This window comes from Actinocrinis puniceicyclus, from assembly GCF_018283645.1.
In the GTDB taxonomy this organism is placed as follows: Bacteria; Actinomycetota; Actinomycetes; order Streptomycetales; family Catenulisporaceae; genus Actinocrinis; species Actinocrinis puniceicyclus.
On the sequence record NZ_JAGSXH010000048.1, the window covers coordinates 1 to 14262 of the forward strand.

A 14262-nucleotide genomic window follows, 5' to 3' on the forward strand; every position below is an offset into this window, starting at 1 on the left:
CCCTCCCTCCCTGTCTGCCTTGCTGGCGTGCGGCCGGGCAGCTGGCGGTTCCGCACGACGGTATCTTGTGGACATGGCAGCGCAGCCACAGAACCTCGGTTCGGACGTCCACATGATCGACACGGCCATGTCGGGCTATTCCGGCATCACCGCGGCCTACGTGATCCTCGGATCCAGGCCGTGCCTGGTGGAAACCGGTACCGCGACATCGGCGCAGGTGGTGCGCCAGGCCCTGGCCGGGCTGGGCGTCGGGGCCGACGACCTGGCCACGATCGTGGTGACGCATATCCACCTTGATCACGCGGGCGGCGTCGGTGACCTGGCCGCGGCGTTCCCGAGGGCGCGGGTCGTCGTCCAGGACACCGGCGCACGACACCTGGCCGATCCGTCGCGGCTGATGGCCAGCGCCAGGCGGGTGTTCGGGCCCGCGATGGACGCGCTTTTCGGAGAACTGCTGCCCACGGACGCGGCACGGATCGACACCGTCGGGGACGTGGGATCGGTAGACCTCGGCGACGGGCGGCGGCTGGAGGGGTATCACACACCGGGCCACGCCCGACACCACCTCGGGCTCGTCGACACGGCCACCGGCGACCTGTACGTCGGCGACGCGGCAGGGCTGTACATCCCCCCGGACGACGCCTCGTCGCTCACCGGACTCGGATCATCCGGCGAGATGGGACAGATGCTGCCCGGCACGCCCCCGCCGGACTTCGATCTCGACCTCGCGCTCGAGTCGTTGGCCCGCTTCCGGGACCTGCGCCCGACCCGCTTGCTGTTCTCGCACTACGGGCCGATTACCGAGGTCGACGACGCCCTGGGGCGTGCCGCGCAGGAAATGCGGCTGTGGGTTTCGATCGTGCGCGCCGCGCGGACGGACCAGGGCGGACAGTTCGACCTCGACCACGCGGTGGCCATGGTGCGTGAGCGTACCCGCGAGCGTTACGCCGATCTGCTGGCCCGGCCCGAAGTGGCGGCGAAGTTCGAGGAGCTCTCCTCGACGGCGGCGAGCGTCAACGGCATCGCGCGGTGGCTGGAAAACGAGGACAAGCGGTTGTCAGAGGCAAACGGGCAGGGATGACACCGATGGGCCACAGGACGCGCGGGCGGCACCCGAGCGAGCGCCACGGAAAGCCGGCGTCCAAACTCCCCACCGACGAGCGCTGCGCGCACGGGCAGCGCCAGAGACCAGGGGCACCGTGCGGTTGGCTCCGTCGACCGGAATGCGAAGGACGCAGGCATCGCGCTGCTGATCGCCAGGTCGCCTGACGGACACCCCGGCGACCGGGTACGCCGCGAGTCTGATTGGCTGGACCCGCAAGAGACGCCGGAGGGAAGGACACGCACATGCTGGTCGCGTTTTCGGTAACGCCGCTCGGTGTAGGTGAAGAAGTCGGCGCGTATGTCGCGGACGCGGTGCGCGTGGTGCGCGAATCCGGCCTGCCGAACCGAACGGACGCGATGTTCACGAGCGTCGAGGGGGAATGGGACGAGGTCCTCGACGTGGTGCGGCGCGCCTGCGAGGCCGCGCAGCGCAGCGCGCAGCGCGACGGCGCATCCGGACGTCTCAGCCTGGTGCTCAAGGCCGATATCCGGCCGGGCGTGACCGGGGCGTTGGACGCGAAAGTCGCGACCGTGGAGCGCTACCTCGCCGAGCCGCAGGCGTAACCGATTCAAGGCGCAACCGGGCTTGCGGCCTTGCGATAATCTGGGGTTTTGCACCTGTCCGGCGCCGTGCTAGGGAGCGAGCCGCCTCGTGTACGTCCTGCATGCCCTATTCACCGACGCGGGCTGCTGGGAGCTGTGGGCGGAGGACTCCGGTCGGCCGTTGGAGGCCCCGGCACGGCGGCGCGGCGGTCCCGGTACGGCACAGCGGCATCCGTTCGCCGCGGAGCCGGCGGTGCTCGCGCGGCTTCTGTGCGCCGCCGGAGAAGAGGTCGCGGCGACTGTAGAGTTCGCCGACCCTCGCGGCAGCGTTCCGCTCGCGCTGCCGTCCCACAGGAACGGCCCGCGGCCGTCGACGAGCTTCACGCGTTTCGTCCTCGGCGGCGCGGCCGGGGACGGGTCGGGCGACGGCGCGACCACGCGGCCCGAGCTGCGGGCCTGGATTGTGCCGACGCTCGTGCTCGATCCGCGGGACGGCGCCGCGCTGCTGGCTCTGCTCGACGGCGAAACGTTGGCCACCTACGACGTGGACGGTGCGGAGGCCGACATCCCGCTGTCCGACACGGTGCGGTACGCGACCGCGGTCGCGAAGTTCGCCGAAGTCCTGGTGCGGCGCGGAGAAATCCTGCCCGATCTGGACGCGGACGAGGACAGCGGGGAGTACCACGCGGTGTGGCGGCCGGCGTACGCGCTCGACAGCGCCGCGCATCGCAAGGCACTGATCGATGCGATGCCGCCGGTGTTCCGTGCGCAACTGCTGGACACTGAACTGACCGGGCGTCCAGCCGCTGACGTACTCGACGGCGCAGTCAATGCCCTCATCGACGCGTACGTCATCGGCGCATTGACCGGGCCGCACGGGCTGCACGGTGAATCGCTCGTCCCGCCACGGTTGCTTGACGGTCCGCGCGTCAAGACGCCGATCGAAGAACTCTGGCTCGACGCGCTGACCTCGGCCTCCGGCAACCTGCTGGATCCGGATCGGCTCGACCCGACCACCGCGCAAGGCTTCATGACGGCCCTTGACGAGTGGCGCACGACGCACCGCGCCACCGCGAGCCCGGTGCGCACCTGTTTCCGGTTGCTCGCCCCAGAAGACGGCGAGCGTCCGCACGATGGGAGCGGTGACGCGGCCGCGCAGTGGACCGTGGAACTGCTGCTGCAGTCGACGGAGGACCCCTCGCTGCTGGCCACCGCGCAGGAGGTGTGGACCCGCTCCGGAGCCGCCCGGCTGCTGCGCGCGGCCGGCGCGGACCCGCGCCGTGACCTGCTGGCCGGTCTCGGCCGCGCCGCCCGCTCGTTCCCCGCGCTCGGGTATGCGCTGCGTGAGGCGTCGCCGACCCGCGTGCGCCTCGACGCGGAAGGCGCTTACGACTTCCTGGTCCGCGCCGCGCCCGCCCTGATCGGCAACGGCTTCGGGGTGCTCTTGCCGTCCTGGTGGTCGGCCGGGCGCGCCGAACTGGGCTTCACGCTCGCCGCGACGCCCGCGGCCGAGCAGCCGGGCCGCGCCGCGCGCCGCTCGGGTTTCGCCCTGGACGACCTGATCGACTACGAGTGGCGCGTTTCGCTCGGCGGCCAGACTTTGACCGATGCGGAGTTCCAGGCGCTGGCCGAGGCCAAGAGCGGCCTGGTGCAGTTCCGCGGCCGGTGGGTGGAGGTGGACCGGGAAAGGCTGGCCGCCGGACTAAAGGCACTCGGCTCGCGTCGCGGCGGCGCCATCCGGGCCGGGGAGTTCCTGCGCACCGCGGTCGTCGGCCTCGACGATGAAGCGCTTCCCCTCGAAGCGGTCGAGGCCGACGGCTGGCTCGGTGACCTGCTCTCCGGCGTGGCGGAACAGCGCTGCGCCGCGGTCGCGGCGCCGCCGGGCCTGCACGCGACGCTGCGTCCTTACCAGGAGCGCGGCGTGGGTTGGCTCGCGTTCATGGACGGCGTCGGTCTCGGCGCGGTCCTCGCCGACTCGATGGGCCTGGGTAAGACCATCCAGGTGCTGACGCTGCTGGAGCTGGAGCGCGAGTCCGGCCGGGCCGAAGGGCGCCCGACGCTGCTGATCTGCCCGATGTCGCTGGTGGCCAACTGGCAGCGGGAAGCCGCGCGGTTCACCCCGGGGCTGGAGGTCCACGTGCACCACGGTGCCGAACGCCTCTCCGGGGAGCAGTTCCGCGCGGCCGTGACGGACACCCACCTGGTGATCACGACCTATGGTCTGGCACTGCGGGACCGCGCGCAGTTGGCCGGGGTGCCGTGGCACCGGGTGGTCATCGACGAGGCGCAGGCGATCAAGAACGCCGCGACCAAGCAGGCCAGGGCGGTGCGCTCACTCGCCGCGCCGCACCGCGTCGCGCTGACCGGCACACCGGTGGAGAACCGGCTTGCCGACCTCTGGTCGATCCTGGAGTTCGCCAACCCCGGTCTGCTCGGCAGCGCCGAGTCGTTCAAGCAGCGTTTCGCCCGGCCGATCGAACGCGACGGCGACGAGCGGGCGGCCGAGCGGCTGCGCCGGGCCACGGGGGCTTTCGTGCTGCGCCGGGAGAAGACCGACCCGGCGATCATCTCGGACCTGCCGGAGAAGGTCGAGATGAAAGTCGTCTGCAACCTGACCAAGGAACAGGCGTCGCTGTATCAGGCCACGGTAGACGAGATGCTGCGCGAGGTGGCCGAGGCGCAGGGGGTGGGCCGCCGGGGTTTGGTGCTGGCCCTGCTGACCCGCCTCAAGCAGATCTGCAACCACCCGGCGCACTTCCTCAAGGACGGCTCCCGGCTGGCCGGACGCTCCGGCAAGCTCGCTCGCGTCGAAGAGCTCTGCGAGGAGGTGCTGGCGGCGGGGGAGAAGGCGCTGCTGTTCACTCAGTACGCCGAGTTCGGCGCGATGCTGCGGGAGTACCTCGCCGGGCGTTTCGGCCGCGAGGTCGCCTTCCTGCACGGCGGCGTGCCGAAACGCGGCCGCGACGCCATGGTGCTGCGGTTCGAGGAGCCGGACGGCCCGCCGCTGTTCGTGCTCTCGCTCAAGGCCGGGGGAGTGGGCCTGAACCTGACCGCGGCCAACCACGTGATCCACGTGGACCGCTGGTGGAATCCGGCGGTGGAGAATCAGGCTACCGACCGGGCGTTCCGCATCGGGCAGCGGCGGAACGTCCAGGTACGCAAGCTGATGTGCGCGGGCACGCTGGAGGAGCGCATCGACCGGGTCATCGAGGAGAAGCAGGATCTGGCCGAGCGGATCGTGGGCACCGGCGAGGGCTGGCTGACCGAGTTGTCGGTAGCCGAACTGCGCGACGTGATCAGGCTGTCCGCGGACGCGGTGGCGGAGTGACCAGCGAGGGAGCGGCGGCCGAATGACCAGGGAACCGGAGCATCAGGCCCCTGCCGCGCGGTCTCGGCGGGTGGCCGGGCTCGCGGTGCGCTCGCAGCGCGGCGCCATCGGCAGCAGTTGGTGGTCCCAGCGCTTCATCGCGGTCGTCGAAGGGTTCGGACACGGCGCCCGGCTCACCAGGGGCCGCGCATATGCCCGAGCGGGCAACGTGCTGGACCTTTCGGTGCGCGCCGGCGAGGTGGCGGCCAGCGTGCAGGGCACCCGGCCGAAGCCGTACAGCGTGACGCTGCGGATCGATGTGTACTCGGCGGAGCAGTGGGCGCGGGTCGAGCGCGGGCTGCTGGAGAGCGCCGGGTACATCGCCCAGCTGCTCGACGGGCGCATGCCCGAGCGGATCGACCGGGTGTTCGCCTCCGCCGGACTCACGCTGTTCCCGGTGCGCCGGGAGTTCCGCACCGACTGTACGTGCCCTGACTGGGAGCGCCCGTGCAAGCACGTCGCGGCCACCTGTTATGTGCTCGCGGAACAGCTCGACGACGACCCGTTCCGGCTGCTGGCCTGGCGCGGCCGGGATCGCGCGGCGCTACTGCGACGGCTTGAGGCGCTGCGGGACGAGCAGGCGTGGCAGGACACCGAGGAGGAGCCGCAGGACCCGCCGCTGGCCGATGTGGCCGGCGCATACTGGTCCTCGCCCGTCGCGGTGCCGGGCGCGCTCGCCTCGCGTCCGGACACACCCGCCGCTGCGGTGCTGGACCGGCTCGGCCCGCTTGGCCGCGGGCTGCGCGGGCAGGACCTGACGGACTTGTTGCGTCCTGCCTACCGGGCGATGCGCGGCCCGCGCTGAACGACGGCCGCTGGCGACGCGGGAAAGCCGGGTCCTGAGATACGGGCTGCAGCCGCGGCCGGGATCGATCGCGCGCCGCGGGTACCGGCGCTTGCCCGGCTGGATCAGCCACGTATGCGAACCCTGGCTCCGGAACGCGTGTGGGCTTCCGGGGCCGCCGCCGCACCGGCGGCCCTGCGTGATACGCGGCGGCCCGGCGCAGGGGTCTGTCACGCGCGGCAGAGGATCTCGCCGTGCACGAGGCTGATGAAGCCGTCCGGGTGAGCGCCCCACTCCAGCCACGCCGCGGACTGCGCGCGCAGGTCCTGCTCGTCGGCCAGGCCCTTGGCCAGCGCGCCGCGCGCGAAATCGGACTGGACGACCCGGTCCGCCCACAGCCGGCCCCACCACGGGCGGGTCTGCTCGTCGGCGTAGCACCAGGTCGACGACGAGGCGGTCACGTGTTCGAAACCCGCGGCGTGCGCCCAGGCCAGCAGGTACCGCCCCGCGTCCGGGGTGCCTCCGTTCGCGCGGGCCAGATCGACGTACAGCCGCATCCAGTCATCGAGCCCCGGCACTTGCGGGTGCCAGAAGAAGCCGCGGTAGTCGGAGTCGCGCACGGCGACGATCCCGCCCGGCCTGCACACCCGGCGCATCTCCCGCAACGCCCCGACGGGGTCGCCGACATGTTGCAGGACTTGGTGCGCGTGTACGACGTCGAAGGAGTCGTCTTCGAAGCCGAGCTCGTGCACGTCGCCGACCGCGAACTCGATCCGGTCGCCGACCGCGGCCGCGGCCGCGTGCGCAGCGGCCTGTTCCAGGACGGGGCGGGCGGTGTCGATCGCGACTACGCGCCCCGGGTCGACCAGCGCCGCCAGGCCGGCGGTGACGGTGCCCGGGCCGCAGCCGATGTCGAGGACGGTCATTCCCGGGGCGAGGTGCGGCAAGAGGTAGGCGGCCGAATTCTCGGCCGTGCGCCAGGTGTGCGAGCGCAGAACGGACTCGTGGTGTCCGTGGGTGTAGGCGGCGTCGTTGCCAGGCATTATCAGACTCCTAATTACTTCGGTGCTGCGTTGGTGCTGCATCGCTGTCCGCGGCGCGGCGTGCGGCCGTTTGTCGTGCCCGCGTGGCGGTCCGACCATAACAGGCGGTCTCATAGAGCGAGCAAGAATGTATCGCTATATGAGATAGGTGTCGGATGCGCGGGGCGACGGTGTGGTGGCGGGCCGGTCGAAATAGTACGATCTGAGTCGAACAATGAAAGGAGTGAGGCATTGAGCGCCAACGACAGCGACACCGCAGGAACCCCCGGGCCGCAGGAGGTCATCGACAGTCCGTCGGACTGGGTCGCGGACCACATCCGCGCCTACGTGGAAAGCGACGGTGAGGAGGGTCACGAGTGGCAGGGCGTGCCGACGCTGCTGCTCTCGATGAAGGGCCGTAAGTCGGGCCTTTGGCGGCGTACCGCGCTGATCTACGGCCGTGACGGTGACGCTTACGTCGTCGTCGCGTCGAAGGGCGGTGCCGCCAACCACCCCCTGTGGTTCCTCAATCTGCGCGACAACCCGGAGGCCGAGGTCCAGGTCGGCCCGGACAGATTCCGCGTCCGCGCACGCGAGGCCGAGGGCGAGGAACGCGCCCGGATGTGGGAGACGATGGCGGCCATCTGGCCGGACTACAACAACTACCAGACCAAGACCGAGCGCCGTATCCCCGTCGTCGTCCTGGACCCGATCAGCTGACCGCCGGCAGGAAGCGAACGGACCTGTGCGGTACCGCGCAACGCCACCGCGGTACCGCACAGGTCCGTCCTAACGTCCTAACGCCTCCCGTAGGCGTGGCCGGGATCTGGGCCGCTATCCCTTCACGCACACGAGCTGACTATCCCTTCACGCACACGAGCTGACGCAGTTCGGCCACGATCTCCACCAGGTCGGTCTGCGCGGCCATCACCTGCTCGATCGGCTTGTACGCGCCCGGAATCTCATCGAGCACCCCGAGATCCTTGCGGCACTCGACCCCGGCCGTCTGCTCGGCCAGATCCGCCGCTGTGTACACCTTCTTCGCCTGGGCCCGGCTCATCCGCCGCCCGGCGCCGTGCGAAGCGGAGTTGAACGCGGCCGTGTTGCCCAGCCCGCGCACGATGTACGAACGGGTGCCCATGGAACCCGGGATGATCCCGTGCTGCCCGGCGCCGGCCCGGATCGCGCCCTTCCGCGTGACCAGCAGCTCCTCGCCGTCGTAGACCTCCTCGGCCACGTAGTTGTGGTGGCAGGAGATCACCTCGCCGAACGTCGGTGCGGCGGCTTTGAACTCCCGGCGCACCACCGCCTGGTAGAGGGCCATCATCACGGCCCGGTTGAGCCGCGCATACTCCTGCGCCCAGAACAGATCGGCCCGGTAGGCGTCCATCTGCGGCGTTCCCTTGACGAACACCGCCAGGTCGCGGTCGACCAGGCCCTGGTTGTGCGGCAGCGCGCGCGCCACCCCGATGTGGTACTCGGCCAGCTCCTTGCCGATGTTGCGCGAACCGGAGTGCAGCATCAGCCAAACCCGGTCCTCGGTGTCGAGGCAGAACTCGATGAAGTGGTTGCCCGAACCGAGCGTGCCCATCTGGCCCTCCGCCCGCTCCCGCCGCGCCTTGACAGCAGGGGCCAGCTGCGCGAAGCGTGCCCAGAACGTGTCCCAGCCGGTCGCTGAGAACCCGTGCAGCTTGGCTCCGTCGACAGGACGCAGGTGCGAAGCCCGGCCGACCGGGATCGCCGCCTCGATGCGCGAACGCAGCCGGCCCAGGTCGTCCGGCAGTTGCGAGGCGGTGAGCGAGGTGGGCACCGCGGTCATACCGCAGCCGATGTCGACACCGACGGCGGCCGGGCATACCGCGTCCCTCAGCGCGATGACCGAGCCGACGGTCGCGCCGATTCCGACGTGCACGTCCGGCATCACGGCCACGCCGGCGACCTGCGGGAGGGTGGTGACGTTGAACAACTGCCGGAGCGCCTGAGGCTCGACCGTGCTCGGGTCCGCCCACAGGCGGATCGGCACGAAGTGCCCGGGCAGCTCGGTCATGGGCATGGCTGATCGACCTCCGTGGTCATGATGAACGCATTGGTGCGCGCGCGCGACATGATGCGTCAGCGCGTGACGCGGCTGATGTCCGGTGGACTGAGCGGGGATGACGAGGAAGGGCGCGGCCGCAGCCGATTGCGTCGGTCGAAGGAACTCGACCTATTCGGCGTTACGGCGCACGCGAGAGGACCTGCCACAGCGGAGCGGGTGACGGCGCAACATCGCTGGAGGTCTCCTCTCGTGTACGCGGCGGGTGTGGTGAGCCGCCGCGCGCGCCCGCCCGCACATACGAGCTGTCGGCCGCGCCGCGTCTATGAACCCATATACGCCCGCGTCGCGGCAACGGATTATTGCCTCATGGAACTCGGTCGCGGCCGCGACTGTCGAGAGGAATGCGATGCGCGGCCTCGAACAACCGGATTATGCGTCGCCCGGTACGACGACGGTCACCATGTGCGTACCGAAACGTTCGGTGACGAATCCGCCCGGGAACCGTTCGCCGAGTATCGCGCGCTCCGTGGCCAGGAACTCCTCACGGTTCGCCAGTTCCGCGACGTACGACTTCGACACCAGATTGTGCAGGTGCCGCTCCAACGCGATCGTGCGTTGCCAAGTGAACTCGTGTACTGAGACGGGCAGGTCGAAATCCGGTCCCAGTTCGCCGCCCCGCTGCGCGAACGGGCTGCTGGCTGCGCGCCAGTCGGGCCCGGCGGCTGCCTCTATCCGCTCCTGTTGCTGCTGCTCCCACTCGCTTTCGCGGTGCGTGTGATTCCACCAGGCCGCGAATACGCCACCGGGCCGCAGTACCCGCCGGAGCTCGGGCACGGCGAGCGCGGGATCCATCCAGTGCCAGGCTTGGGCGCTGGTGACAAGGTCCGCGCAGTCGTCCCGCAGCGGGAGGGCGGTCGCACTGCCGCGTACCGCGCGCACGCCGGGCGAGCTTGCGGCCAAATGCTCGATCATCGGCCCGGACAGTTCGAGCGCGGTGACGAGCGCGCCGCGCCGCGCCAGTTGCCGGGAGGCGATACCGGTGCCTGCGCCGAGATCCACCACCGCGAGCCCGGCCAGCGGCCCGCCGACGACGGTTTCGAGCATGTCGTAGAGCTCTGCCGGATAGTCGGGCCGGCCCGCCGCGTAGTTGGCCGCCACCGTGTCGAACTTCGAACGCTCGGCCATCGCCGCGCCCCTTCCAACACCGCCTGGTGTCCCGCGCCGGAAATCCGCCGTGAAAATCGGCCCCCGCATCCCGCCTGGCTGCGTTGCCGAAACGCCCAAAGACGACCACTGCGTTGATTGAGCACCGCGAGGGTGTTCCGGCAACGTAGCCGGGCGCGGATGACCGGACGTGCGCAGCCAGGTAGAGCAGAGTCATGCGACGGACTTCCGGCGCGGGACACTAGCCGATCACACGGCAATGATACTTGTGGTGGGTGGTGAAACCCAGTGCGGCGTAAAGGGCGACGGCCGGCTCGTTGGTCGGGGTGACCTCGAGGAATGCGTCGGTCGCGCCCTGCTCGTCGGCCCACTCCAGCAGCGCGTCGATCACGAGCTTCGCCAGGCCGCGGCGGCGCGCGAGCGGGGCGGTCTCGACGGCGCTCAAGCCCACCCACCGCCGGCCGTGGTCCGTGTCCGGGTCGGTTATGAGCGCGGCGCGCCCTATCGCGACCGGCGCGCCGGTGTCCGCGTCGTAGACCGTGGCGTAGCGCAGCGTGTCTCCGGATCCCAGGACCCGCCGGGCGACGGGAGGCACGCCGCCGTCCCGGTACAGCGAGAGCCAGTCGTCGGTCGGTTCGTCGGCGAAAGTCTCCTTCACGCCGATCGGAGCGACGCTCAGCAGCGTGTCGAGCACGTCCGCGACGCGCGCGGTCTGGCGCAGCGCGAGGGCGTCCGCGCGGCCGTATCCGAGTTCGACGAGGGCGACATCGAGCTCTGATCCGACGGCGACCTGGATCAGGGCCGGAAGTGCGCGCTGTGCGTACCATTCGCCTACGGCCGCCACGGCCTGCGGCAGCGGACGCGCAAGGGGCCCGAGCGGCCAGGCGGAGTTGGCCCGGTGGGTGAATCCGTCCGCGGCGCGCAGGTGCCAGCCGTCCACACGCGCGGACTCGGCGTATCCCCAACCGGCGGCGGCTGTCGCGATCAGGGCGTCAGCAGTGGGTGTGTCGGCCATGGCTTCTTTCTCCGGTGTCAATCGGTGGCAAACAATGCCGTGCCGCGGGGCGATGGTCAAACGCGCTCATCGCGGTTGCCCGGCCGTGTTCGTTCGAGCCCGAAGAGTGCGCCTCAGCAGGGTGTGGGCGTGCTGTCGCCGGCGGCCTGGCAGGGCGGGCCGCCCGGACCCGACATGCGGTGGTGCGCCGCGATGCTGCACAGCATGCGGTGCAGCGACTTCTGCTGGTCCTGGCTGAGGGTGGCCAGCAGTTGTGCCTCCGCGGCGCTTATGGCGCGCTGCGCGTCGGCGAGCCGGGCGCGCCCGGACTCGGTGGCCCGGATCAGCCTGCTGCGCCGGTCGTTCGGGTCCGCGACACGCTCGGCCAGGCCGGCCTTCTCCAGGTCGTCGACCAGGTACACCATGACCGTGCGGTCCACGCCGAGCTGTTTGGCCAGCTCCGCCTGGTTGTGCGCGCTGCAGTTGGCGGCGCCGTAGAGGGCCTGGAAGCCGCGGTGCCCGTGCGGCAGATCCGCCACCGCGAGCTCGACCGCCTCGGTGTACGCGCGGAAGCACTGGCCGAGCAGCCAGCCGAAGTTGTGTTCGAACCCGGTCGGGATTCCGGCCGGATCCGCTGCCGGGTCGGGTCGCGCCGGCGCCGGGTGCGCGGCCGCGTCCGCCTCCGCGGCACCTCGGCTCATCGCGTTCTCCCGTCTGCGGCCCCTGAATTGCCCTGGTGGGTCGGCGTTTCCAGGATACCGCCCGGGCCGGACTTGACATCAGTCTGCGCGGCAGACAATCTTGGTTCAAGACGAATTGTCGAACAGATGGATTGAAGGAGCCCGTCATGGCCCACCTGTTGCATGTCGATTCCTCCGCGCTCTCGGCCGGCTCGGTGTCCAAGCAGATCGCGGCCACCTTCCGCGAGGCCTGGGCACAGGCGCATCCGGAGGGTGTCGTGACCCACCGCGACCTGGGTGTCGACCCGGTGCCGCCGATCGCCGAAGCCGGGATCATGGCGGCCTTCGTCCCGCCCGCGCAGCACAGCCCCGAGCAGGTGGCCGCCTACGCGCTGCGCACCGAACTGGTGGACGAGGTGCTCGCCGCCGACGCCTTTCTCTTCACCGTGCCGATGTACAACTGGGGCGTGCCGGGCACCTTCAAGGTGTGGCTGGACCAGATCATCCAGTCGGACCGGACGATGACCTTTGACGGGAACCCGCCTTTGGGCGGACGCCCGGCTACCGTGATCCTCGCGTACGGCGGAGGCTACGATCCGGGTGCGCCGCGCGCGGGCTGGGACTTCGTGCAGCCGTATCTGGAAACCGTGCTCGGCGAGGCGCTCGGGTTCGACCTGAACGTGATCAAGGTCCAGCTGACGCTGGCCGAGCGCAACCCGGCGATGGCGCAGCTGATACCCGCGGCGAAGCAACTGCGGGAGGCGGCGCATTCCGCCGCGCAGGCCGGCGCACGCGCACTGGCCGAACGGTTCTCCGCGGCGTAGCGCAGGGGCGGTGCCGCGATCAGCACGCTGATACCAAGTGGGGTGCCGCGCGCTCGGAGCCGTCACGCTGCCGGGCGATGACTGATGCGCTGCGCGTGAGCGGCCAGCACGACGGTGTGCTTGGCTGAGAGGGTCGGTGGGCAGAGCGAGCGGAAGGACGCCATGGCAGTGGAGGGCGTGCAGGACGAAGGTGGGCTTCGCGGCGGCGACCGCGGCTGCGTCGGCGGCCTCCGCGAGCGCGGCGCATGAGCCTGCCAGAGCTCGAACTCGCCGACTGGCGGCGCGAAGTCAGCGCCCTTTACGCCGCGGTGCGCGCCGAGAAGGATCCGCGCCGGGGGTGCGAGCTGTGGCGTGAGGGCCGCGACGCGCTGTTTCGGGAGCACCCGCAAAGCCCGCTTCCGCCCGGTGACCCGTTGCGTGAGACCGGCTTGCCCTACTGGCCGTACGACCCGGCGCTGCGTTTCGAACTGCCTGTCGTCCCCCCGGCCGAGCCGGTAGGGCTCGGCGTGCCGACCGACCGCGACGGCACCACCGCGATGCGGCTTGTCGGGCGCGTCAAGCTGCCCGCGCCGATCGACGCGAGCCTCGACGTGTGGTGGCTGAGGCAATACGCGGGCGGTCTCTTCGTCCCCTTGCGCGACGGTACGGCCGGTGCTGAGAGTTACGGCGGCGGAAGGTATCTCCTGGACACGGCGAAAGGCGCCGACCTCGGCGGCGACGCGCGGCACTTGGTGATCGACCTGAACTTCCTGTACCACCCCTCGTGCCGGTACAACGCGCACTGGCAGTGCCCGCTTGCCCCCGCGGGCAACACCCTCGGCACACCGATACGTGCGGGCGAACGGCTCTGACCGGGACGACGGTAGGCCGCGGGTCTGATCAGTCAGGCTCCGATCAGTCGGCGGGCGCTGCATTAGACTCCGCGGCATGGCTGACACTGGGGACCCCAACGCCGGGCTGGAGATGCGCGCCTCCGACGCGGACCGGGAGCGGGTAGCCGAACAGTTGCGCGACGCGGCGGGCCACGGCCGGCTGACCATGGACGAACTGGAGGAACGGCTGGAGCACGCGTATTCGGCCAAGACCTACGCCGAACTCGAACCGCTCACCCGCGACCTGCCGGCGCCGGGCGCGACGCCGCCGCTGCCCGCGACGGCCGCCGCCGCGCAATCGCCGCTGGTGGGCGGCACACCCACCTCCCGCCGCTGGTCGATCGCGATCATGTCGGGCTCGACCCGGCGCGGCCGCTGGGTGATACCGGGCCGGTACAACGCCTTCGCGTTCTGGGGCGGGGTCGTGCTCGACCTGCGCGACAGCACATTCGAGCAGCGCGAGACGGTGATCCGCGCGAACGCGATCATGGGCGGGATCGACATTCTCGTGCCGGAGGGCGTCGACCTGCGCGTCGAGGGCTTCGGTCTGATGGGAGGCTACGAGGACGCCACCTCGGGCCAGCTGGCGCCCCCGCCGCCCGGTGCGCCGGTGGTGCGTGTCACCGGAGTCGCCTTCTGGGCCGGGGTGACCGGTCGGCGCAAGGCGGCCAAGGCCGCGAAGGCCCTGGGCGGCGACGCCCGCGGCGAGCTGACCGGCTGACCACGTCTCCGCGCGGCTGCCGGCCTGGGCCGGTACCCGGACCGCGCCGCCTCCGGAGCGGACATCCCGCGGCCGTCTCGCTGCCGCATCACAGGCCAGCCCAGGCCAGCCCAGGCCAGGCCAGCCCAGGCCAGCCCAGCCCAGGCCGG

13 protein-coding genes are annotated in these 14262 nt (G+C 70.9%); 8 read left to right on the forward strand and 5 right to left on the reverse strand.

Annotated features, from left to right (window positions below; genetic code table 11):
- The first annotated feature begins 73 nt into the window (after positions 1–73).
- The 4 genes from KGA66_RS14840 (at position 74) to KGA66_RS14855 (ending at position 5819) form a co-directional block, all read left to right on the forward strand.
- Positions 74–1081, forward strand: a complete 1008-nt coding sequence (locus KGA66_RS14840; protein ID WP_211468698.1) for an MBL fold metallo-hydrolase — start codon at positions 74–76, stop codon at positions 1079–1081.
- 266 nt (positions 1082–1347) lie between these two features.
- Complete coding sequence (locus tag KGA66_RS14845) at positions 1348–1668, forward strand: thiamine-binding protein (protein WP_211468699.1); 321 nt, start codon at positions 1348–1350, stop codon at positions 1666–1668.
- Positions 1669–1756: 88 nt separating this feature from the next.
- A complete protein-coding gene (locus KGA66_RS14850) occupies positions 1757–4975 on the forward strand; it encodes a DEAD/DEAH box helicase (protein WP_211468700.1) in 3219 nt (1072 codons plus the stop codon).
- 22 nt (positions 4976–4997) lie between these two features.
- The gene (locus tag KGA66_RS14855; protein ID WP_211468701.1) at positions 4998–5819 is read left to right on the forward strand and encodes an SWIM zinc finger family protein; all 822 of its coding nucleotides are present in this window, start codon (positions 4998–5000) and stop codon (positions 5817–5819) included.
- Positions 5820–6028: 209 nt separating this feature from the next.
- Here the strand turns inward: KGA66_RS14855 and KGA66_RS14860 are convergent, their stop codons facing one another.
- Complete coding sequence (locus KGA66_RS14860; RefSeq protein ID WP_211468702.1) at positions 6029–6841, reverse strand: class I SAM-dependent methyltransferase; 813 nt, start codon at positions 6839–6841, stop codon at positions 6029–6031.
- A gap of 231 nt (positions 6842–7072) precedes the next feature.
- On the opposite strand from KGA66_RS14860, the gene KGA66_RS14865 reads away from it, so the two are divergent.
- Entirely contained in the window at positions 7073–7540 is a 468-nt protein-coding gene (locus KGA66_RS14865) for a nitroreductase family deazaflavin-dependent oxidoreductase (RefSeq protein ID WP_211468703.1), read from the forward strand.
- A 139-nt stretch (positions 7541–7679) separates the two neighbouring features.
- On the opposite strand, the gene KGA66_RS14870 is transcribed toward KGA66_RS14865, so the two are convergent.
- The 4 genes from KGA66_RS14870 to KGA66_RS14885 all read right to left on the reverse strand — a co-directional run bounded on the left by KGA66_RS14870 (position 7680) and on the right by KGA66_RS14885 (position 11717).
- Entirely contained in the window at positions 7680–8873 is a 1194-nt protein-coding gene (locus tag KGA66_RS14870) for an RtcB family protein (protein WP_211468704.1), read from the reverse strand.
- 414 nt (positions 8874–9287) lie between these two features.
- Entirely contained in the window at positions 9288–10043 is a 756-nt protein-coding gene (locus KGA66_RS14875) for a class I SAM-dependent methyltransferase (RefSeq protein ID WP_211468705.1), read from the reverse strand.
- Positions 10044–10263: 220 nt separating this feature from the next.
- Positions 10264–11037 (reverse strand): GNAT family N-acetyltransferase, encoded by a 774-nt coding sequence (locus KGA66_RS14880; protein WP_211468706.1) that lies wholly within the window; start codon positions 11035–11037, stop codon positions 10264–10266.
- 113 nt (positions 11038–11150) lie between these two features.
- Positions 11151–11717: a MarR family winged helix-turn-helix transcriptional regulator gene (locus KGA66_RS14885; protein WP_211468707.1), complete on the reverse strand. Its 567-nt coding sequence runs from the start codon at positions 11715–11717 to the stop codon at positions 11151–11153.
- Between the two features lie 146 nt (positions 11718–11863).
- On the opposite strand from KGA66_RS14885, the gene KGA66_RS14890 reads away from it, so the two are divergent.
- The 3 genes from KGA66_RS14890 (at position 11864) to KGA66_RS14900 (ending at position 14113) form a co-directional block, all read left to right on the forward strand.
- Complete coding sequence (locus KGA66_RS14890; RefSeq protein ID WP_211468708.1) at positions 11864–12520, forward strand: FMN-dependent NADH-azoreductase; 657 nt, start codon at positions 11864–11866, stop codon at positions 12518–12520.
- Between the two features lie 245 nt (positions 12521–12765).
- Positions 12766–13371 carry a DUF1684 domain-containing protein gene (locus KGA66_RS14895; protein ID WP_211468709.1) on the forward strand — a complete coding sequence of 202 codons (606 nt, stop codon included), beginning with the start codon at positions 12766–12768 and terminating at the stop codon, positions 13369–13371.
- Positions 13372–13447: 76 nt separating this feature from the next.
- Positions 13448–14113, forward strand: coding sequence for a DUF1707 SHOCT-like domain-containing protein (locus tag KGA66_RS14900; RefSeq protein WP_211468710.1), 666 nt, complete (start codon positions 13448–13450; stop codon positions 14111–14113).
- Positions 14114–14262: the final 149 nt, after the last annotated feature.